At 59.5% G+C, this 19,899-nt stretch carries 24 protein-coding genes; 19 read left to right on the top strand and 5 right to left on the bottom strand.

What is annotated here, in order from left to right; all coding sequences use genetic code 11:
- Positions 1-5 precede the first annotated feature (5 nt).
- Complete coding sequence (locus AM571_RS02105; protein ID WP_074059975.1) at positions 6-431, bottom strand: YcbK family protein; 426 nt, start codon at positions 429-431, stop codon at positions 6-8.
- A 385-nt stretch (positions 432-816) separates the two neighbouring features.
- Here AM571_RS02105 and AM571_RS02100 point away from each other — a divergent pair, with 385 nt between their 5' ends.
- The 16 genes from AM571_RS02100 to trmB all read left to right on the top strand — a co-directional run bounded on the left by AM571_RS02100 (position 817) and on the right by trmB (position 14,741).
- Positions 817-1,221, top strand: a complete 405-nt coding sequence (locus AM571_RS02100) for a VOC family protein (RefSeq protein WP_074059974.1) — start codon at positions 817-819, stop codon at positions 1,219-1,221.
- Between the two features lie 89 nt (positions 1,222-1,310).
- The gene (gene trpS, locus AM571_RS02095) at positions 1,311-2,375 is read left to right on the top strand and encodes a tryptophan--tRNA ligase (RefSeq protein ID WP_074063025.1); all 1,065 of its coding nucleotides are present in this window, start codon (positions 1,311-1,313) and stop codon (positions 2,373-2,375) included.
- Positions 2,376-2,451: 76 nt separating this feature from the next.
- The gene (locus tag AM571_RS02090) at positions 2,452-2,943 is read left to right on the top strand and encodes a universal stress protein (RefSeq protein ID WP_074059973.1); all 492 of its coding nucleotides are present in this window, start codon (positions 2,452-2,454) and stop codon (positions 2,941-2,943) included.
- 127 nt (positions 2,944-3,070) lie between these two features.
- Complete coding sequence (locus AM571_RS02085; protein ID WP_074059972.1) at positions 3,071-3,637, top strand: NifU family protein; 567 nt, start codon at positions 3,071-3,073, stop codon at positions 3,635-3,637.
- 77 nt (positions 3,638-3,714) lie between these two features.
- On the top strand, positions 3,715-4,374 hold the full coding sequence (gene tsaB / locus AM571_RS02080) for a tRNA (adenosine(37)-N6)-threonylcarbamoyltransferase complex dimerization subunit type 1 TsaB (protein WP_074059971.1): 660 nt from the start codon (positions 3,715-3,717) through the stop codon (positions 4,372-4,374).
- A gap of 2 nt (positions 4,375-4,376) precedes the next feature.
- Entirely contained in the window at positions 4,377-4,871 is a 495-nt protein-coding gene (locus AM571_RS02075; protein WP_074059970.1) for a GNAT family N-acetyltransferase, read from the top strand.
- A gap of 36 nt (positions 4,872-4,907) precedes the next feature.
- Positions 4,908-5,336, top strand: a complete 429-nt coding sequence (locus AM571_RS02070; RefSeq protein WP_022713474.1) for a Fur family transcriptional regulator — start codon at positions 4,908-4,910, stop codon at positions 5,334-5,336.
- A gap of 30 nt (positions 5,337-5,366) precedes the next feature.
- Positions 5,367-6,164: a lysophospholipid acyltransferase family protein gene (locus tag AM571_RS02065; RefSeq protein WP_074063024.1), complete on the top strand. Its 798-nt coding sequence runs from the start codon at positions 5,367-5,369 to the stop codon at positions 6,162-6,164.
- A 49-nt stretch (positions 6,165-6,213) separates the two neighbouring features.
- A complete protein-coding gene (gene miaB, locus AM571_RS02060) occupies positions 6,214-7,635 on the top strand; it encodes a tRNA (N6-isopentenyl adenosine(37)-C2)-methylthiotransferase MiaB (RefSeq protein WP_074059969.1) in 1,422 nt (473 codons plus the stop codon).
- An 18-nt stretch (positions 7,636-7,653) separates the two neighbouring features.
- Positions 7,654-8,706 carry a PhoH family protein gene (locus tag AM571_RS02055; RefSeq protein WP_074059968.1) on the top strand — a complete coding sequence of 351 codons (1,053 nt, stop codon included), beginning with the start codon at positions 7,654-7,656 and terminating at the stop codon, positions 8,704-8,706.
- On the top strand, positions 8,706-9,221 hold the full coding sequence (gene ybeY / locus AM571_RS02050; RefSeq protein ID WP_074059967.1) for an rRNA maturation RNase YbeY: 516 nt from the start codon (positions 8,706-8,708) through the stop codon (positions 9,219-9,221). Before AM571_RS02055 ends, ybeY begins: the two co-directional genes overlap by 1 nt.
- A complete protein-coding gene (locus tag AM571_RS02045; RefSeq protein ID WP_074059966.1) occupies positions 9,218-10,354 on the top strand; it encodes a hemolysin family protein in 1,137 nt (378 codons plus the stop codon). The genes ybeY and AM571_RS02045 overlap by 4 nt, the downstream gene beginning before the upstream one ends.
- Before the next feature lie 79 nt (positions 10,355-10,433).
- Positions 10,434-12,038 carry an apolipoprotein N-acyltransferase gene (gene lnt / locus AM571_RS02040; RefSeq protein WP_074059965.1) on the top strand — a complete coding sequence of 535 codons (1,605 nt, stop codon included), beginning with the start codon at positions 10,434-10,436 and terminating at the stop codon, positions 12,036-12,038.
- Positions 12,039-12,188: 150 nt separating this feature from the next.
- Positions 12,189-12,608 carry a helix-turn-helix domain-containing protein gene (locus AM571_RS02035; protein ID WP_022713467.1) on the top strand — a complete coding sequence of 140 codons (420 nt, stop codon included), beginning with the start codon at positions 12,189-12,191 and terminating at the stop codon, positions 12,606-12,608.
- 181 nt (positions 12,609-12,789) lie between these two features.
- A complete protein-coding gene (gene metK / locus AM571_RS02030) occupies positions 12,790-14,043 on the top strand; it encodes a methionine adenosyltransferase (RefSeq protein ID WP_074059964.1) in 1,254 nt (417 codons plus the stop codon).
- Positions 14,040-14,741, top strand: a complete 702-nt coding sequence (gene trmB, locus AM571_RS02025) for a tRNA (guanine(46)-N(7))-methyltransferase TrmB (protein ID WP_074059963.1) — start codon at positions 14,040-14,042, stop codon at positions 14,739-14,741. Before metK ends, trmB begins: the two co-directional genes overlap by 4 nt.
- 10 nt (positions 14,742-14,751) lie before the next feature.
- Here the strand turns inward: trmB and AM571_RS02020 are convergent, their stop codons facing one another.
- Together AM571_RS02020 and AM571_RS02015 are read right to left on the bottom strand one after the other, a co-directional pair.
- On the bottom strand, positions 14,752-15,009 hold the full coding sequence (locus AM571_RS02020) for a DUF1150 family protein (RefSeq protein ID WP_074059962.1): 258 nt from the start codon (positions 15,007-15,009) through the stop codon (positions 14,752-14,754).
- Between the two features lie 47 nt (positions 15,010-15,056).
- Positions 15,057-15,482 carry an Hsp20 family protein gene (locus AM571_RS02015; RefSeq protein ID WP_022713463.1) on the bottom strand — a complete coding sequence of 142 codons (426 nt, stop codon included), beginning with the start codon at positions 15,480-15,482 and terminating at the stop codon, positions 15,057-15,059.
- 292 nt (positions 15,483-15,774) lie between these two features.
- On the opposite strand from AM571_RS02015, the gene AM571_RS02010 reads away from it, so the two are divergent.
- Positions 15,775-16,719, top strand: coding sequence for a nucleoside hydrolase (locus tag AM571_RS02010; RefSeq protein ID WP_074059961.1), 945 nt, complete (start codon positions 15,775-15,777; stop codon positions 16,717-16,719).
- A gap of 36 nt (positions 16,720-16,755) precedes the next feature.
- On the opposite strand, the gene grpE is transcribed toward AM571_RS02010, so the two are convergent.
- Both grpE and hrcA read right to left on the bottom strand, forming a co-directional pair.
- The gene (gene grpE, locus AM571_RS02005) at positions 16,756-17,388 is read right to left on the bottom strand and encodes a nucleotide exchange factor GrpE (protein ID WP_074059960.1); all 633 of its coding nucleotides are present in this window, start codon (positions 17,386-17,388) and stop codon (positions 16,756-16,758) included.
- Positions 17,389-17,488: 100 nt separating this feature from the next.
- Positions 17,489-18,577 carry a heat-inducible transcriptional repressor HrcA gene (gene hrcA / locus AM571_RS02000; protein ID WP_074059959.1) on the bottom strand — a complete coding sequence of 363 codons (1,089 nt, stop codon included), beginning with the start codon at positions 18,575-18,577 and terminating at the stop codon, positions 17,489-17,491.
- Positions 18,578-18,759: 182 nt separating this feature from the next.
- On the opposite strand from hrcA, the gene rph reads away from it, so the two are divergent.
- Both rph and AM571_RS01990 read left to right on the top strand, forming a co-directional pair.
- A complete protein-coding gene (rph, locus tag AM571_RS01995; protein ID WP_074063023.1) occupies positions 18,760-19,479 on the top strand; it encodes a ribonuclease PH in 720 nt (239 codons plus the stop codon).
- A complete protein-coding gene (locus AM571_RS01990; protein WP_074059958.1) occupies positions 19,476-19,892 on the top strand; it encodes a VOC family protein in 417 nt (138 codons plus the stop codon). Before rph ends, AM571_RS01990 begins: the two co-directional genes overlap by 4 nt.
- The last annotated feature ends 7 nt before the right edge of the window (positions 19,893-19,899 follow it).

Here is a 19,899-nt window from a genome sequence, read left to right as displayed (position 1 = left end):
GGCTGTCAGCAATGGCGCCAGCGCCGCTTCGGCCCGATATCGACGTGGACGATGCCGTTGCAGTAGCGCCCGATACCGCCGATACCCGGCGCCGTCTGTGCTGCCGCGATGATCGCTTGTTCCGATAAGCCCGGCACGCGGATGTCGGCTGCGTTGCAATGGCGATGTTGAGAATGGGAGCGTCCGGAGTGGCGAAGACCGGACGTCACCATCGGGATTCGGCCGGTCTTGGCCGAGATATGCGCGAGAATCGCTCTGAGTTTCGGCGGGAAGCAGCCGACTTTGACACTGACGGTCTGAACCGTATAGGCCTGTGACGTTGTGTGTTTAAGGAGTCTTACTGGGGGTTTTTTAGCGTTCTGTGCGCCTGCCTCGGCGTAGCAGGACAAAGCGAACAAGCCAGCAAGAACGAGTGATAAAATCGTGTGCATGACGTCCCCTCCAGGTAGAGCGCGGCCGGTTAATCGCCGGGCTCGGATTGGCGCCGAGAACGTTCATTCAAAAAATGGCCAATTTGTGAAATTTTATACTTATATGAAAAGTGAATCATCCTCATATTGCTGGGGTCTATATAAAAGTCATAACTCAAATTGAGTATAAATTACTCTCTACCTTTCGATGAAAAACAAGGCCTTGCAACGAATATTTACTAGAAGGGGTGTGAAGCCGAAGAAGGGCAGTCATAATGCGAAATAGCGGTCTTTAAACGCCGGAGAATGAGGCAATAAGAAGATGCCAATCGTATCGGACGACGCTCGCATCTGACCCAAAGAGGCCGCGACAGATTAACGAGACCCGGCAACTGGAGGCTTGCAGATGTCCCAATCCCTCTTTCTCGTCACCCTCGTCGTCGACGACTATGATCGTGCAAAGGCCTTCTACTGCGGAGCGCTCGAATTCGACTGCCTGCAGGACGAAGTGCAGCCGGAAGGCAAGCGCTGGGTAGTCGTCAAACCGAAGGGCGGGGATGGAGCAGCCTTCCTTCTTGCCAAAGCAGTCGACGAAACACAGAAAGCGGCGATCGGAAATCAAACCGGCGGGCGTGTCGGGTTCTTCTTGAAGACCGATGATTTTGCGCGAGATCATGCCGCCATGCTGGCCAGCGGCGTGCGCTTCCTCGAACAGCCCCGGCATGAAATTTACGGCACCGTGGCCCAATTTCTGGATCCTTACGGCAATAGTTTCGACCTCATCTGTCACGCCGCACCCACCGCCTCTTGATTGCGGCACAGAGCACGTGCATAAGCCGCCGCGTTAGCAACATGGGCGACTGCGCCCTGGGGCCCTCCACCAGCCTAATCGAGGACAAGGTGACCGAATTCAAGAAACTTGTATTTTCCGGCGTTCAGCCGACCGGAAATCTCCATCTCGGCAACTATCTCGGCGCAATCCGCAAGTTCGTGGCGCTGCAGGAAGGCAATGACTGCATCTATTGCGTCGTCGATCTGCACTCGCTGACGGCGCAGCTCGTGCACGACGACCTGCCGGGCCAGATCCGCTCGATCGCCGCAGCCTTCATCGCCTCCGGCATCGATCCGCAAAGGCATATCGTCTTCAATCAGTCGGCCGTGCCGCAGCATGCCGAGCTCGCCTGGATCTTCAATTGCGTCGCCCGCATCGGCTGGATGAACCGCATGACGCAGTTCAAGGACAAGGCCGGCAAGGACCGCGAAAATGCTTCCCTCGGCCTGCTTGCCTATCCGAGCCTGATGGCGGCCGACATCCTCGTTTATCGCGGCACGCATGTTCCGGTCGGTGACGACCAGAAACAGCATCTTGAACTCGCCCGCGACATCGCGATGAAGTTCAACCTCGATTATCAGGACCACATTCGCCGAGCCGGCCGCGGTATCGACATTATCGTCGGCGACGAGCCGGTGCACGCCTTTTTTCCGATGGTCGAACCGTTGATCGAAGGCCCCGCTCCGCGCGTGATGTCTCTGCGCGACGGTACGAAGAAGATGTCGAAATCCGATCCCTCCGATCTGTCGCGCATCAATCTGCTCGACGACGAGGAAGCCATCTCGAAGAAGATCCGCAAGGCCAAGACCGACCCGGACGGCCTGCCGGGCGAGATTGAGGGCCTTAAGGGGCGCCCGGAAGCCGACAATCTCGTCGGCATATATGCAGCTCTTGCCGACAAGACGAAGACCGAGGTGCTTGCCGAATTCGGCGGCCAGCAGTTCTCCGTCTTCAAGCCGGCGCTTGTCGATCTCGCCGTTGAGGTACTCTCGCCGATCACCGGCGAAATGCGCCGCCTGCTCAACGATACGAGCCATATCGACGCAATCCTGCGCAACGGCGGCGAACGCGCCCGGGCGCGCGCCGAAGCGACCATGAAGGATGTCCGTGACATCATCGGCTTCCTCTACTAGGCATGCCTTCTGAGGCGAGTCCCCTTCAATGACGGGGGCTTGCAAATTTCCCGGTTAAGGTGTCAGAGTCGGCGCCATGGTATCAAAGCGACTCTCACGGCTCGAAGGGCATCGCCGCAAATTCATGGCGGTGATCGATGGCACACCCGAATGCCAGAGCGCTGTGCATTATGCCGGCCGGCGCGCCAAGAATTCCAATGGCGGACTGGTGCTTGTCTACGTGATTCCCGAAGGTGATTTTCAGCAATGGCTGGGCGTCGAGGAGATCATGCGCGCCGAAGCCCGTGAGGAAGCCGAAGCCGTCGTTGCCAAAGCGGCGCAGGTGGTACGCGAAATGATCGGCATCGAGCCGGAAATCGTCATCCGCGAGGGAAGTGCGGTCGAGGAGATCAATGCGGTGATCGAAGAAGATCGCGACATCGCGATCCTGGTGCTGGCTGCAAGCTCCGCCAAGGAAGGCCCTGGACCGCTGGTGTCGTCCGTTGTCGGAAAAGCCGCGGCTTTCCCGATCCCCGTCACCGTCCTGCCTGATACCTTGACGAACGAAGAACTGGATGCGCTGGCATAAGTTGTGCTGCAGAATGCGGCTATTTCTGGAGTCTTTGTCTCTTGATTAGCGCCGCCAATCGGCTTATTTTCTTTTGAAGAATTCTAAAGACGGCCTGAGCGACGACCTGGCCCGCATGGAGAGCGAAATGTTCATTCAGACCGAAGCCACGCCGAATCCGGCCACACAGAAGTTCCTGCCGGGCAAGGTGGTGATGGAAACCGGCACTGCCGAATTCCGCAGCGCCAAGGAGGCCCAGGCTTCGCCGCTTGCTGCGCGCCTTTTTGAAATTCCGGGCGTGACCGGTGTCTATTTCGGCTACGATTTCATTTCCGTCTCCAAGGAGAACCAGGAATGGCAGCACCTGAAACCCGCCATCCTTGGCTCTATCATGGAACACTTCATGTCCGGAAAGCCGGTCATGGGCGACGCTTCGGTACTTTCGGAAGAGCTCGATGCCGGAGGTGAATTCTTCGATGCGGCCGACGAGACCATCGTGCTCACCATCAAGGAACTCCTTGAAACCCGCGTTCGCCCGGCAGTTGCCCAGGATGGCGGCGATATCACGTTCCGCGGCTTCAAGGATGGCAAGGTCTATCTCAACATGAAGGGCTCCTGCGCCGGCTGCCCCTCGTCCACGGCGACACTGAAGCATGGCGTCCAGAACCTGCTTCGTCACTTCGTTCCCGAAGTGCAGGAAGTCATCGCCGCCTGACGATTTGTCCGAAATTCAGCCGGCTTAGCATTGCGCCGGCTGAATTTGTGGTAGGCTTTTATTCGGAAATTGATGGCATGATTGTTCTGGCGCTCGACACGGCTGGTGTAGATTGCGCTGCCGCTGTCTACGACAGCGGCAGGGATATGGTGCTGGGGGAGGCATCCGATCTGATCGGCAAGGGCCATGCAGAGCATTTGATGGGAGTTGTCGACCGCGTGCTCAGCCAGGCGGACATGAAACTTGCGATGGTCGAACGCATTGCAGTCACCGTCGGTCCCGGCTCCTTTACAGGCATCCGCGTCGGTGTCGCCGCAGCTCGCGGTTTCGGCCTTGCGCTCAATATCCCAACCGTCGGCATCACGACGCTCGAGACCATGGCCGCCGCCCGGCGCGAAAAGACACCCGGGCGCCCTGTTCTTGCCGCCATGGACGCCAAGCGCGGCGAAATCTACCTCCAGAGCTTTTCTGCCGACGGCCCGGCGCTCGATGAACCTCGCGCAGTGCCGATCGAGGAGGCGAAAAGGATTGCGGCAGCCTTTGCCGGCGAAATTACAGGTTCGGCTACACCGCTCCTGAAGCCGGACGCTTCGGGCGAACACGGCAATCATTTTCCCATTTCCATCGTGGCACGCCTCGGTGCAGCCGCCGATCCCGGTTCAGGAAAGCCGAAGCCTCTTTATCTACGCGGACCCGACGCCAAACCGCAGGCAGGGTTCGCGATCGCGCGAGTGTGACCATGCTGGAATCTTATCTCACTCTGAAGCCCGAATTCGAGATCATCGCCATGGGCAGCGACGATTGCCGAGCGGTCGCTGCGCTGCATGGCGAACGATTTGCCCGCCCCTGGGGTGACGGCGAATTCCACAGCCTGCTCAGCCAGGACAATGTCTTCGGCTTCGTGGCGCACCAGACCAACGCTTTCTTGAAAAAACCGCTGCCGGGCTTCGTGCTCGCGCGCCAGGTCGCAGGCGAAGCCGAAATCCTTTCGATCGCCGTACAGGCGAAAGTTGCCCGTGCCGGCCTCGGCTGGCGGCTGATGCAGGCAGCAATGCGTGAAGCCAAGCTGCGCGGTGGTGAGAGCATGTTCCTCGAAGTCGACGACGGCAATGCCGCCGCCCTCGGCCTCTACCAGAAGCTCGGCTTCGAGAAAGTCGGCGAGCGCCGCGGATACTACAAGGACGCGAACGGCGCCGTTTCCACGGCGCTTGTCATGAAGCGCGTTCTTCGCTAGTTCCGTTGAGAATTGGAATCTGAATGAAGGCCGCCAATGACCGACGCAGCCAAGACCCTTGAGGAGCTTTGCACCGAGCGCGGCATGCGAATGACCGAACAGCGCCGCGTGATCGCTCGCATCCTGGAAGAGTCGGCAGATCACCCGGATGTCGAGGAACTCTATCGCCGTTCCGCGAAGGTCGACGCGAAGATTTCGATTTCCACGGTCTATCGAACAGTCAAGCTGTTTGAGGATGCCGGCATCATCGCCCGCCATGACTTCCGCGACGGCCGCTCGCGCTATGAAACGGTGCCGGAAGAACATCACGACCACCTGATAGACCTGAAGAACGGCGTTGTCATCGAATTCCGCTCGCCGGAGATCGAAGCGCTGCAGGAGCGCATTGCCCGTGAGCATGGCTTCCAGCTTGTCGATCATCGGCTGGAGCTTTACGGCATTCCGTTGAAGAAAGACGAACGCTGAACCGATGACAGCAGCCGCATGGAGCTCGCGTTGATCGTCTGGCTGCGCATCGCCTATGCCGCAGTCGTCGTCGCTGCCGCCAGCATTGTGCTGATGCCCCTCCAGCTTCTCGGCCTCCGTTTCGACTGGAAGCTTCGCCGCATCCTTCCGCGCCTGTGGCACCGCGCTGCCTGCCACGCCCTCGGCATTCGCGTGAAGGTTAACGGCAAGCTTGAGGGGCGCCGACCGCTGATGCTATGCGTCAATCATGCATCGTGGATGGACATCATGGTGATGTCCTCGGTCGCCGATGTCGCCTTCATCGCCAAGATAGAAGTGCGCGACTGGCCCATCTTCGGCCTGCTTGCCCGGCTGCAGAAAAGCGTCTTCATCGTGCGCGAAGAGAAGCGAAAGACCGGCAATCAGGCAAGCGAGATCGCCGCCCGCATGGCGCGCGGCGAAATCATCGTGCTGTTTCCGGAAGGCACGACCTCGGACGGCAATCGCCTGCTGGAAGTCAAGTCCTCGCTTTTCGGGGCGGCCGCCATGGCCGTGCCGCACTCGCCGAACGGTTCCGTCTTCGTGCAGCCGGTTGCGATTGCCTACACAAAGGCGCACGGCGTTGCGATGGGCCGCTATCATCGACCGCTGGCCGGCTGGCCAGGCGACGTGGAACTCGTGCCGCACCTGATCGACGTCGTGAAATGCGCCGCCCTCGATGCCGAGGTCTGCTTCGGCGAGGCGGTCGAATACCGTTCGGATTCGAACCGGAAGGATGTCAGCGCCACCATAGCACGGCGTATCCGTGCAATGCTCAACAGCCGCCTTCGCGGCCGTGAAATCCCCTGAGGCAAGATTTCGATTTTCTAGAGGGCAAAAAACCACTAAATAGCCGGCCATGACCCAAGACAGCGCCCTTCTTCCGGCCCCGGAGATCATCCCCAGCAAGGACCTTCGCGATGGCACCAACAGCCGCAAGGTTTTCATCAAGACCTATGGCTGCCAGATGAACGTCTACGATTCGATGCGCATGAGCGATGCACTGGCCCGCGACGGCTACGAGCCGACGGAGAACATGGATGAGGCGGATCTCGTTCTCCTGAATACCTGCCATATCCGCGAAAAGGCGGCCGAAAAGGTTTATTCGGCGCTCGGTCGGCTGCGCGAGATGAAAAAGAAGAAGGCCGCCGATGGGCGCGAGATGATGATCGGCGTGACCGGCTGCGTTGCCCAGGCCGAAGGCGAAGAAATCCTCCGCCGCGCGCCTGCCGTCGATGTCGTCATCGGCCCGCAGACCTATCACCGCCTGCCGGACGCGCTGCGGCGCGCCAAGCAGGGCCATCGCGTCGTCGATACGGAATATGCGCTGGAGGACAAGTTCGAGCATCTGCCGATTGCCGAAAGCAGGAAGATCCGCTCGCGCGGCGTGACCTCGTTCCTTACGGTGCAGGAAGGCTGTGACAAGTTCTGTACCTTCTGCGTCGTACCCTACACGCGTGGCTCGGAAACCTCCCGCCCAGTCAGCCAGATTGTCGAGGAGGCGCAAAAACTCGTCGAAGGCGGAGTGCGCGAGATCACATTGCTCGGCCAGAACGTCAACGCGTGGCACGGCGCCGGGGCCAATGGCGAAGAATGGAGCCTTGGCGATCTACTTTATCGCCTCGCTGAAATTCCAGGCCTTGCGCGGCTTCGCTACACCACCAGCCACCCGCGTGACATGGACGACCGCCTCATCGGGGCACATCGCGATCTGCGGGCGCTGATGCCCTACTTGCACCTGCCCGTGCAGGCAGGCTCGGACCGGATCCTGAAGGCCATGAACCGCCGCCATACGGCAGCCGAATATATCATGCTGATCGAGCGCATCCGCGCCGCCCGCCCCGATATCGCGCTTTCGGGTGATTTCATCGTCGGTTTTCCTGGGGAGACAGACAAGGATTTTGAAGCTACACTGCAACTGGTGGAGGAGATCGGCTATGCGCAGGCTTTCTCCTTTAAGTATTCGACGCGGCCGGGTACGCCCGGAGCGGAACTGAAGGACCAGGTGCCGGAAGAGATCAAGGCAGAACGGCTTGAGCGCCTGCAGGCGCTTCTCCTCAAGCAGACGCAGGAATTCAACACGTCCTGCATCGGCAAGGAGATTGATTTGTTGCTTGAAAAGCCCGGTCGCATGCCAGGACAGCTTATCGGCCGTTCTCCCTGGCTTCAGTCAGTGAATGTTGATGCAAAAGCATCGCAAATCGGTGACATTATAAAAGTGCGAATCACCGGAACCGGAACGAACAGCCTGTTTGCCGAGTTTGCAGAGGCTGAGGTTTAACCTAGGGAGCTCGACCGCTTGAACGGACAAGAATTGGTTTCTTCTTCACCGCGCCACCCACGCATTGCGAGCGACGCCAATCACTTCGTCCTGACGTTCGAGAACAACCGGTTCGCCAGCGAGTTGTTCGGGCAATTCGACCAGAATCTGAAGCTTCTCGAAGAGCGGCTGCAGATCGATGCGCGCGCCCGCGGAAATTCCGTCGTCATCACCGGTGACGTCGTCGCCACCAATCAAGCGCGGCGCACGCTGGACTACCTCTATGAAAAGCTCCAGAAAGGCGGCAGCGTGGAACGATCCGACGTGGAAGGCGCGATCCGCATGGCGGTTGCCGCCGACGATCAGTTGAGCCTGCCGACCATGGAGAAGAAAGCCAAGCTGACCATGGCGCAGATTTCGACACGCAAGAAGACGATCGTTGCGCGCACGCCGACGCAGGATGCCTACATACGCGCCATGGAGCGCGCAGAACTTGTGTTCGGCGTTGGACCAGCCGGCACGGGCAAGACTTATCTCGCCGTCGCGCATGCGGCCCAGATGCTGGAACGCGGTGCCGTCGAGAAGATCATCCTTTCGCGGCCAGCCGTCGAAGCCGGCGAGCGCCTTGGCTTCCTGCCGGGGGACATGAAGGAGAAGGTCGATCCCTATCTCCGGCCGCTCTATGATGCGCTCTACGACATGATCCCCGGAGACAAGGTCGAGCGCGCGATCACGGCCGGTGTCATTGAGATCGCGCCGCTCGCCTTCATGCGCGGACGCACCCTCTCGAACGCAGCCATTATCCTCGACGAGGCGCAGAACACGACCTCGATGCAGATGAAGATGTTCCTGACGCGTCTCGGCGAGAATTCGCGAATGATCATCACGGGCGACCCGAGCCAGATCGATTTGCCGCGCGGCGTGAAGTCCGGACTCGTCGAGGCACTGCATCTGCTCGACGGCGTGGAAGGGATCTCGACGATCCGCTTCAAGGATGTCGATGTCGTGCGCCATCCCCTGGTCGGACGGATCGTAAGGGCCTATGACGCCACCTATACCACGCGCCCGGAAGACGCCGGACCGCAGGTCTGATGGCCCCAATCGATATCCAGATCAGCATCGAGGAGGGCGACTGGCCCTCGGAGAACGAACTTCAGGCCCTGGCCGAACGCGTGCTGGAAGCGGCATCGAAGCTTCTCGAGCAAGACGAGAAGCAGAGGTTTCCCAAGAGGGCGACGGAGCTTTCTCTTCTCTTCACGGACGACGAGGCCATCCGCGCCATCAACGCCCAATGGCGCAAGAAAGACAAGGCCACCAATGTCCTCTCCTTCCCTGCCTTTCCGATAGCGCCGGGACAGATGCCAGGTCCGATGCTTGGTGATATCATCATCGCCAGGGAGACCGTCGAACGGGAAGCACGCGAGCTCGAAAAATCGTTCGAGGACCATCTGACGCATCTGATGGTGCATGGTTTCTTGCATCTCTTCGGCTACGACCATATGAATAACGACGAAGCCGAAATTATGGAGCGGTTGGAGACTCGCATTTTAGCGGTACTCGGCCTATCTGACCCATACGAGGGTCAAGACCTTAAAATGGAACGATGAGCGACTTTACAACGAAACCGGCGGCGGAAACCAAGGACGCCGATCAATCCTCCTCCTCGGATGAGGCTGGCAGTAGTAGCAGGCAATCAGGACGATCATTCTGGGCGCGTGCGGCCCGCATTCTCCGCCCCCAGCAAGGTTCGCGCATCCGCGAAGACCTCGCCGACGCGCTTATGACGAACGATACCGGCGACGATGCCTTTTCGCCCGACGAGCGGGCGATGCTCCACAACATCCTGCGTTTCCGCGAAGTGCGTGTCGCCGACGTCATGGTTCCGCGCGCCGATATCGAGGCGGTCGACCAGAACATAACCATCGGCGAGTTGATGATCCTCTTTGAAGAATCCGGACGCTCGCGCATGCCCGTATATGCCGATACGCTCGACGATCCGCGCGGCATGGTGCATATCCGCGACCTGCTCTCCTATGTCGCAAAGCAGGCACGCAACAAGCGCCGGGCAGGTACCAAGACTGCTGCCAAGCCGCTGGTCGAGATCGCCACAGACAACATCCAAAAGCCGGGACGCTCGGCAAAACCGAATTTCGATCTCGCCCGCGTCGACCTGCAGAAAACGCTCGCCGAGGCCGGCATCATCCGCAAGATCCTCTTCGTGCCGCCGTCGATGCTGGCATCCGATCTGCTTCGCCGCATGCAGGTGAACCGCACGCAGATGGCGCTCGTCATCGATGAATATGGCGGCACCGACGGCCTGGCTTCACACGAGGACATCGTCGAGATGGTCGTCGGCGACATCGACGACGAGCATGACGACGAAGAAGTCATGTTCAAGCGCATTTCCGAAGACGTCTTTGTGGCGGATGCCCGCGTCGAACTGGAGGAGATTGCAGAAGCGATCGGCCCGGATTTCGACATAACCGAGCAGGTGGACGAGGTCGATACGCTTGGCGGTCTCATCTTCTCCGCCCTCGGCCGCATTCCGGTTCGGGGCGAAGTGGTCCAGGCGCTGCCGGATTTCGAATTCCACATTCTCGAGGCCGATCCGCGCCGCATCAAGCGCGTGCGCATCACCCGCAAGCGTCAGGCGATCCGCCGGCGTGTGAAGGCCGACGGCGAAAGTGCGACCGGTGCTGAGGCAACAGACGACCGGACGGCGGAGTCCACGTCGAACTGATTTTCCGCACGGCACGACAAAGCGCGGCTTTTTTGAAAGACTGCGGACCGGGTTGATTCGCGGCTTGAATGGAGTGCGCATGGAGCGTCTTGCGGACAGGGTCATCCTGGTCTGGGGTTTCAAACGAGCGTTGCTGGCTGTCCTGGCCGGCGCAATTGCCGTTCTGGCCCTCCCGCCGATCGGCTTTTTTGCTGCAATGTTTTTCTCTTTCACACTCCTCGTCTGGCTGATCGATGGCGCAGCCGCCTCCCCCGGGGCAAGCATCCTCGGCCGCCTCTGGCCCTCCTTCGCGATCGGGTGGCTCTTCGGCTTCGGTTATTTCGTCGCAGGCCTCTGGTGGCTTGGCCATGCGCTCATGGTCGATTCGGAAGAATTTGCCTGGGCGCTGCCGCTGGCCGTCCTCGGCCTGCCGGCAGTGCTGGCGATCTATTATGGCCTTGCGGCAGCTGTTGCCCGCATCTTCTGGTCGGACGGGATGGGCCGCATTGCAGCACTTGCCGCAAGCTTCGGCCTCTTCGAGTGGTTGCGCAGCTTCACCTTTACGGGTTTTCCGTGGAATGCGGTCGGCTACGGCATCATGCCGATGCCCTTGATGATGCAGTCCGCACACCTCGTCGGCACCGCAGGCGTGACTGCTCTTGCCGTCTTCGTCTTTTCTGCCCCGGCTCTTGTTGGGACGCGCCAGGGTGCGACGGCAGGTGTCGGGCTTGCCGCTCTGCTTTTTGCAGCTCATGTCGGATACGGCGCCTATGTGCTTCATGTTGCGCCGCAAGCTTCCACGCTGCCGGAGGAGAAACGGCCAGTGATCCGGCTCGTGCAGCCGATGATCGACCAGGCGGCCAAGCTCGACAGCAACGCCGACCGCTCGGCCATCTTCGAGATGCATTTGAAGCTCTCCGCCGAAGCGCCGCGAGACGGCGGAAAGAAACCCGACATCATCGTCTGGCCGGAAACTTCGATCCCTTTCATCCTCACCGACAATCAGGATGCTCTTGCCCGGATTGCCGATACGCTGGACGACAATCAGATTCTGATCGCAGGCGCCGTGCGAGCCGAAGAGATGGGGCCGGGAAACCCGGTGCGATACTACAATTCGATCTACGCCTTCGATGGACGCGGCCAGATCATCGCAGCTTCCGACAAGGTGCATCTCGTCCCATTCGGCGAGTATGTGCCGTTCGAGGATATCCTCGATGATTTCGGCATCGGGAATATCGTCGAAATGCCGGGCGGATTCTCTGCCGCGGCAACCCGGCATCTCCTGGAACTGCCGACGGGGCTAAAGCTCTATCCCCTGGTCTGTTACGAGATCATCTTTGCCGACGAGATGACCGGCGACATCGCCGATGCCGGTGCGATCTTGAACATCACGAACGACGCCTGGTTCGGCAATACCCCCGGTCCTTATCAGCACTTCCAGCAAGCGCGGGTGCGCGCAGTGGAGACCGGTTTGCCGCTGATTCGCGACGCCAACAACGGCATTTCGGCGATCGTGAATGCGCGCGGGCAGATCGTTGCAGGGCTCAGCCTCAATGAGAGAGGCTTCATCGACGCAACCCTTGAGAGATACGGCAGCGCTTCCCGGAATTTGTTTTTACAACAGGCTTACTTCTGGTTGACTGAAACGTTGTTGTTTTTGATTGCGGCGATTTCCCGCTTTGGTTTTATTTTCAAGCCGAATTGACCCAAAACCCCTAAAATTGCATAGTGGTGACGATCGGCGTTGTTAACGTATGCTTGATGATGGGGTTTTCGCCGCTTGCAACGTGGCGTTACGGATGGGTCTGGGCACTGCCGGTTTAACCAGGTTGAAATTCTTTGCTAGGGCACGACCATGATTGAAAACAAGAAGAAGCCTAACCCGATCGACATACACGTTGGCAGCCGCATTCGGCTTCGCCGCACAATGCTGGGAATGAGCCAGGAAAAGCTCGGCGAGAGCCTCGGCATTACCTTCCAGCAGATCCAGAAATATGAAAAAGGCACGAACCGCGTCGGTGCGAGCCGCCTGCAGAACATCTCGAGCATTCTCAACGTCCCGGTTTCGTTTTTCTTCGAGGACGCGCCCGGCGATCACACCGGTGGACTGACCGGCATGGCAGAAGCGTCGAGCTCGAATTATGTGGTCGATTTCCTCTCTTCCTCGGAGGGCCTTCAGCTCAACCGGGCGTTCGTAAAGATTTCCGACCCGAAGGTTCGCCGCAAGGTCGTGGAGCTTGTGAAGGCACTTGCCGCCGAGGCCGACACGGACTGAATCCCTTGATGCTTCCGGTTTTTCAAAAGGTGGTCGAAAGGCCACCTTTTCTGCTTTTTCGGGGCAAAATTTATCATTTCATGGTAGATATAAAGATATATTTATGTCCTTCTGTGCTTGTTTTTCGAACGCGAAGTGAGTACCAACTAACGGCTTTTGTTCTTTGAGGGGAATCCCGAAAATGCGCGCGAATTATCTTTTCACCAGTGAGTCAGTCGCCGAAGGTCACCCGGACAAGGTGTGTGACCGCATCTCGGACGAGATCGTGGATCTGGTCTATCGTGAGGCGGCCAAGACCGGCGTCAACCCCTGGGGCGTGCGCATTGCCTGCGAAACCCTGGCAACGACGAACCGCGTCGTGATCGCCGGTGAAGTCCGTCTGCCACCAAGCCTGATGAAGAAGGGCAAGGACGGCAAGGACGTCATCAACCCGTCGAAATTCAAGGCTGCCGCCCGCCGCGCCATCAAGGACATCGGCTACGAGCAGGAGGGCTTCCACTGGAAGACGGCGAAGATCGACGTGCTTTTGCACTCGCAGTCTGCCGATATCGCTCAGGGCGTCGACAACGCAGCCGACCAGCAGGGTGACGAAGGCGCCGGTGACCAGGGCATCATGTTCGGTTACGCCTGCAAGGAAACGCCGGACCTCATGCCGGCGCCGATCTACTATTCCCACAAGATCCTGCAGCTGCTTGCCGCGGCCCGCAAGAAGGGCGACGGCGATGTCGCCAAGCTCGGTCCGGACGCCAAGAGCCAGGTGACCGTGCGCTACATCGACGGCAAGCCGGCCGAGGTGACCTCGATCGTCTTGTCGACCCAGCACCTCGACGAGAGCTGGGATTCCAGCAAGGTTCGCGCTGTCGTCGAACCCTATATCCGCGAAGCGCTCGGTGAGCTGCCGATTGCCACGGATTGCAACTGGTACATCAACCCGACCGGCAAGTTCGTCATCGGCGGTCCGGACGGCGATGCCGGTCTCACCGGCCGCAAGATCATCGTCGATACCTACGGCGGTGCCGCTCCGCACGGCGGCGGGGCGTTTTCCGGCAAGGACACGACCAAGGTCGACCGCTCGGCGGCCTATGCTGCCCGCTATCTTGCGAAGAACGTCGTTGCCGCAGGTCTCGCCGACCGCTGCACGATCCAGCTTTCCTATGCAATCGGCGTCGCTCAACCGCTGTCGATCTATGTCGACCTGCACGGCACCGGCAAGAGCGTGACGGAAGACCAGGTCGAGGCGGCGATCCGCAAGAACATGGACCTGTCGCCGACCGGCATCCGCCGTCACCTCGACCTCAACAAACCGATCTACGCCAAGACCTCGGCCTACGGCCACTTCGGCCGGAAGGCGGGACGTGACGGCTCGTTCTCATGGGAGCGCACCGACCTCGTCAAGGCGCTGAAGGAAGCCGTGAAGCTGCGGGAAGCCGCATGACGGATATGGAGCGTCGGGGGCGCGCGACGGAGGCGTTCTTCGGTCGCCGCAAGGGGAAGGCTCTGCGCGAACATCAGGCGGAAAGACTGAACACCCTGCTCCCGACATTCCTCATCGATATTTCGGCGGCTCCACCCGAGCCGCTGAAAAGCCTCTTTCCGGTTCCGGTAGAAGCACTGCGCCTGGAAATCGGCTTCGGCGGTGGCGAACATCTGATCCACCGTGCGCTGGAAATGCCCTCGACCGGCTTCATCGGCGTCGAACCCTTCATCAATTCCATGCAGAAACTGCTGGCAAGCATCGAGACGAAGGATGCAAGGAATATCCGCGTCTATGACGACGATGCAACGCAGCTTCTCGACTGGTTACCGAACGGCTGCCTTGATCACATCGATCTGCTTTATCCCGATCCCTGGCCGAAACGGAAGCATTGGAAACGACGCTTCGTTTCCAAGACCAATCTCGACCGTTTCCATCGCGTGCTGAAGCCGGGCGGCCTCTTCTGCTTCGCCTCGGACATCGATACCTACGTGAACTGGACCCTGCTGAAGTGCCGCGATCACGGCGGCTTCGACTGGCTTGCGCAAAACGCTGCCGACTGGCTTGCGCCTTATCAGGGCTGGCCGAGCACACGCTACGAGGCCAAGGCCCGGCGCGAGGGCAGATCCTCGGCCTATCTGACATTCAAAAAGATCTAAGCCTGCATCTCTAGTGCAGGCTGACCGTTTTCAATTCGTCTTCAGCCGCCTTGAAGAAGGTGCTGGAGCGATTGTCCGTGAGCAGGATCGGCGTTCCGTCTGCGCCGAAAAGGGCCCAAAGGTCGACGCTCGGATCGATCTCTGGTGCTTCGGGAAAGCACTTCGAAACCTCGTCGTTGCGCATTTTGCGGATATAGGCGACCTCGCCGTTGCCGATACCGGCAAGCTCGGACTTGGTCAGGTGAGAATTCGCTTCTTTCATCAACATTCCTGTACCTCCGGGAGAAGGGACCAACAGCCGAATGGGCCGTTGTCCTACTGTGAGACCGAAATGTTAATTTTCTTCACCATGCGCGCTGGTTCTGGACGAACGAGATCGACGGCCAGCAGTCCGTTCTTGAGGCTGGCGCCCAGAACCTGCATGCCGTCTGCCAAGACGAAGGTTCGCTGGAACTGGCGCGCAGCAATGCCTCGATAGAGATATTCATGTTCGCCATGCTCGACCTGGCGACCGCGGATCAGCAACTGATTCTCTTCCGTCGTAACGTCCAGCTCGTCTTCGCTGAAACCCGCAACGGCAACCGTGATGCGCAGGCGCTCGGGCGCTCCCTGGCCCGGAGCGATACGTTCGATATTGTAGGGTGGGTAACCATCGCTTGCCTTGGAAATGCGTTCAAGCGTCTTTTCCATGGCATCGAAACCCAAAAGCAGCGGGCTGGCGAAAGGTGTCATGCGGCTCATCTCTCAAAGTCCTTGATTCAAGCGACCTTCCCGGACCTAAGCGTAGCATCCGGACGCCGTTAATATGGGAAGTATGTGCCTTTGGCGCAAGTCACATGCGACGCATCGCCGTCACATGAGTTTAAGACGGTCGGACTGGCGTTTAAGACGGTTGGACCTGGGGCCGTTGCTTGACAAAGATCACGCCGCCTCGCATCACATCGTCGACCGCAGCGGTTGCGCCGATCTGCGACGGGAAAATGAACGAATGGTGCCTGCCAAAACGACGTGCACCTCGAGACGGAGCAACGCAATGGCGACCCCCAGGAAGATCATCATCGACACCGATCCCGGCCAGGACGATGCAGCGGCCATCATGCTTGCCTTCGGCAGTGCCGAAGAGCTCGAAGTACTCGCCATCACGACCGTTGCAGGCAATGTGCCGCTCTCCTACACGAGCCGCAACGCGCGCATCGTCTGCGAGCTCTGCGGACGGACCGACACCAAGGTCTTCGCAGGCGCCGACGCGCCAATGGCGCGCAAGCTGGTCACGGCCGAGCACGTGCACGGAAAGACCGGCCTCGATGGACCGGAGCTCGACGAGCCGACGATGCCGCTTGAGGCACAGCACGCCGTCGACTTCATCATCGAGACGCTTCGCCGTGAGCCGGAAGGTACGGTGACGCTTTGCACGCTCGGACCGCTCACCAATATCGGCATGGCCTTGCAAAAGGCGCCAGACATCATCCCGCGCATCCGTGAACTGGTGATGATGGGAGGCGGCTTCTTCGAGGGCGGCAACATAACGCCCGCCGCCGAATTCAACATCTATGTCGATCCGGAAGCGGCCGACATCGTCTTTCGTTCCGGCATGGCCATCGTGATGATGCCGCTCGACGTGACACATCAGTTGCTGACACGCAAGGATCGTGTGAAGCGCATGGCCGATCTCGGCACGGCACCGGCCAACGCGATGGTCGAAATGCTGGAATTCTTCGAACGCTTCGATGTCGAGAAATATGGTTCTGACGGTGGACCCCTGCACGATCCGGCAGTCGTCGCCTATCTCTTGAAGCCGGAACTGTTCAAGGGCCGTGACTGCAACGTCGAGATAGAGGTGAAGTCGGAGCTGACTGTCGGCATGACGGTGGTCGACTGGTGGCATGTGACCGACCGCAAGCGCAATGCCAAGGTGATGCGCTATGCGGATGCGGACGGCTTTTTCGACCTGCTGATCGAGCGCTTCGCCCGCATCTGATTTTCATCCTGATTGCGATGGCGTCTGAGAAGACGATCAGGCGTCCTTTTCGGTGAAGGCTGTGTTGAGATCTGCATCCGCTGCCTTCGGGCCGCCCTTGGCCACGCCGACCATTGCGGGACGAAGAACACGCTCGCCGATCGTGAAACCTGCCTGGACGACCTGGACGACCGTGTTATTTGCCACTTCGGCATTCGGAACCTCGAACATCGCCTGGTGGAAGTTCGGATCGAACTTCTGGCCGATGGGATCCAACTTGCGGACACCGTGGCGCTCCAGCGCCGAGAGCATGGAGCGCTCCGTCATCTCGACACCTTCGATCAAAGTGTTGAGGCCCGTCTCGCCCGCTTCCTTCGCCTCGGGCGGTATGGCATCCAGCGCGCGGCGCAGATTGTCCGAAACGGCAAGCATATCGCGCGCAAAGCCGGCGACTGAGTAGGATTTTGCATCCTTCACGTCGCGCTCTGTGCGGCGGCGCAGATTGTCCATTTCGGCGGCCAGGCGCAGATAACGGTCGCGCAGCTCGGCATTTTCAGCCTTGAGCACTTCGAGCGGATCCGGCTGGCGCGGCGCTTCCACCGTGGTTTCGTTCTCGACGTTTGCGGCAACGTCGTCTGCGGCTTCAGCCGCGGCAGCGTTAGATCCGTTTTTCGTCGTTTCGTCAGTCATGACGGTCTCCGGTAGTAGGTTCTCTTGGGATGGGCCCGATATCGAGCTTTGACCGCAAAAAATCAAGTCTGCGTGACGAAGAAGAGAAAATTCCGTTCTTTTAAAGCGTGCCGCGCGCAAGCCGGGAAATCAGCTGGGCGGTGTAGTCCACCATCGGCACGATGCGTGAATAATTGAGCCGCGTCGGTCCGATGACGCCGACGGCGCCGACAATGCGGTCGTCATCGTCGCGATAGGGCGCAACAATCAGCGACGAGCCGGAAAGTGAAAACAGCTTGTTCTCAGAACCGATGAAGATGCGCACGCCCGGACCGGTCTCGGCAAGGTTCAGCAGCTCGATCAAGCTGTCCTTCTTTTCGAGATCGTCGAAGAGCATGCGGAGACGATCGAGGTCCTCCGCGCCTGCCAGGCCCTCGAGCAGGTTGGATCGGCCGCGGATGATAAGCTGCGGCGGCTTGCCTTCATCCGTATCGCCAGACCACACCGCGATACCGCGCTCGACGAGATCGCGCGACAACGCGTCGAGCTCGTGGCGGACGTTCTCCTTCAAGCGGCTGAGCTGCTTGCGCAATTCCGGCAATGTCTGGCCGGACATATGGGCATTGAGGAAATTGGCGGCCTCCGTCAGCTGCGACGACGTAACGCCTGCCGGCAATTCGATGATGCGGTTTTCGACCTGATCGTGATCGCCGACGAGCACTGCCAACGCCTTGGTGGGCTCCAGGCGGATGAATTCGACATGCTTGAGAACCGGGTCGCTCTTCGAGGTGATGACGAGCCCTGCGCCGCGCGAAATGCCCGACAACATCCGGCTTGCCTCGTTCATCATCGATTCAACCGGATTATCGCGGCTTTCGGGGCGGACCTGGCGGTCGATATTCGCACGGTCCTCGGCCGAAAGGTCGCCGACCTGCATGAAGGCATCGACGAAGAAGCGAAGGCCGCCCTGCGTCGGCAGGCGTCCGGCGCTGACATGTGGCGAGTAGATCAGGCCCAACTCTTCCAGGTCGCTCATCACGTTGCGAACCGACGCCGGCGACAGCGACATGGGCAGAATGCGCGAAAGATTGCGCGAGCCGAGAGGCTCGCCACTTTCAAGATAACCTTCAACGATGCGGCGGAAGATTTCCTTGGAGCGTTCATCCAGCGCAGCAACGGCATCCGAAACCGACGTCGACCTGAACCCCATGAACTTCCTTGGACCTGCCTTTGATGACGATCCTTAAAATATAGCCGTTCTCGTCCTCGTAGCAAAAGGGAATTTGCAAATGGCTGCGGCCAATCGTAGAAGCTGTCGACACCATTCAAGCATGCATGATGTTTTGCGCAAGCCGCTTCACGGTTTTCGGCATCATGTTTCAGGAGATCACAATGCGGCCTTCAGGCAGAAAAACCGACCAGATGCGCAAAGTCACTTTCGAGCGCAATTTTTCAAAGCATGCGGAAGGTTCCTGCCTCGTCAAATTCGGCGATACGCATGTGCTGTGTACCGCAAGCCTGGAAGAAAAGACGCCACCTTGGCTGCGCAACACTGGAAAGGGCTGGGTCACGGCCGAATACGGCATGCTGCCGCGGGCAACCGGCGAGCGCATGAAACGCGAGGCCGCAGCCGGCAAGCAGGGCGGACGCACACAGGAAATTCAGCGCCTGATCGGCCGCTCCCTTCGTGCCGTCGTCGATCTCAAGGAACTCGGCGAGCGCCAGATCACCCTCGACTGCGACGTCATTCAGGCTGACGGCGGCACGCGCACGGCCTCCATTACAGGCGCCTGGATTGCGCTCTACGACTGCCTGAAGTGGATGGAAACCCGCAACATGATCAAGGTCGAGCGCGTGCTCAAGGATCATGTCGCCGCAATTTCGTGCGGCATCTTCGCCAGCCAGCCGGTGATCGACCTCGATTATCTCGAAGATTCCTCTGCTGAAACCGATGCGAATTTCGTCATGACAGGGGCGGGTGGCATCGTTGAAATTCAAGGAACCGCCGAAGGCACGCCGTTTACGGACGGCGAATTTGCCGCGCTGATGACACTGGCCAAAGCCGGCATCGTGGAACTCGTCGACATGCAGAAACAGGCCATCGCCGTATGACTGCCCTTTTGGAAGGCATGCTGGAGACGGCGCTTTATGCGGATGATCTCGACAAGGCCGAGGCTTTCTACGAAGGCGTACTCGGCCTTTCGAAGATCGCGCGCGCCGCAAACCGGCATGTATTCTTCCGCTGCGGGCAAGGCGTGCTGTTGATCTTCAATCCCGATGAAACGGTGAAGCCGCCAGCCGCCGGTGCCCTGCAGGTGCCGGCCCACGGCACGAAAGGTCAGGGCCACGCATGCTTCCGGGTGTCTGGTAAGAACATCGATGTCATGGCGCAGAAGCTCAGGGCCGAAGGCATCGAAATCGAATCGGAAGTGCACTGGCCGAACGGCGGCCGCTCGATCTATTTCCGCGACCCGGCGGGAAACAGCCTCGAATGCGCCGAAGCCAGAATCTGGGGCATCGAATAGGACGACC

The sequence above is a fragment of the Rhizobium etli 8C-3 genome (genome assembly GCF_001908375.1).
Lineage (GTDB): Bacteria > Pseudomonadota > Alphaproteobacteria > Rhizobiales > Rhizobiaceae > Rhizobium > Rhizobium etli_B.
This window is presented reverse-complemented; position numbering and strand designations above follow the sequence as displayed.